Consider the following 992-nt stretch of genomic DNA (forward strand, 5'->3'; position numbering starts at 1 on the left):
AACTGTCAGGAGAAATCCCAGTGAAGATCCTATGTAAAGCAATGGGCATCCAGCGGAGTAGTTTCTACGCATGGAAGAAGCATCTTTCTCATCTTTCGGAAAGGGAGAAGAACCTTGCAAGCAATGTCAGGCTGTTTCAAGAATACCACTTGAAGTATCCATCGCATGGTTACCGCTGGCTGAATGCCAAGATACGCCTGGACAAAAACATTGTCCTGTCTGACCCCTATGCTCATAAGTGTTGCAAGATTGCGGGAATCAAGAGCAAGTCCAAGCATTACCGCTACAAGAAGGCTGGAGATCCGGCGCGAATATTCCCAAATCTGCTCCTGTCAGAGATGCAGATTGACGGGCCAATGCAGTGCATCGTGAGCGATATGACAGCGTTTTATGTGAAGGGCACCTACTACGAACTGACTCTTTACATGGATCTCTGGAACGATGAGATTGTCAGCCATTCCCTTTCGGCAAAGCGTGGCGACCGCATGACCTATATCAGTGGGCTGAAAGATCTGATTGTATGGAAGGAGCAACATCCGGAGCACCAAATGATTCTGCACACGGACCAGGGATCTGTCTACGCATCTAAGGCCTACAACGACCTGTTGCCCATGTACGGCATTATCCGGTCGATGTCACGTGCCGGAACGCCGACAGATAACGCTGCAATGGAATCTGTCAATGGATGGATTAAGGCCGAGATGTTCATGGACTTACACGTGACCGGTGAGAAGTCCGTCGCGGAAGAGGTGGATGATTACATCCATTTCTTTAACGAATATAGGCCGGCCTATACATTGGGCTACCTGACGCCGAAGCAGTACCGAGAACGCCATATTTCTAACTGCTGAACTTATTCAAGTTATAGTTGGCATGAAGTGTCTGTCGATTCCCGAGGCGATGTTAGAAGATTCACTGCGCCTTGTACAAGTATTCAATTTTTATGCCTAATTTTTTTAGTTTCGTGTCCAATTTTTGTTGACAAGTGCACC

1 protein-coding gene is annotated in these 992 nt (G+C 47.5%); it reads left to right on the forward strand.

The features are described 5' to 3' along the window. On the forward strand, positions 1–851 hold an 851-nt coding region (locus B2Y11_RS01445), incomplete at its 5' end, for an IS3 family transposase (RefSeq protein ID WP_291055217.1). Between the last annotated feature and the right edge of the window lie 141 nt (positions 852–992).

The organism is Dialister sp. UBA1703 (assembly GCA_002320515.1).
Lineage (GTDB): Bacteria > Bacillota > Negativicutes > Veillonellales > Dialisteraceae > Dialister.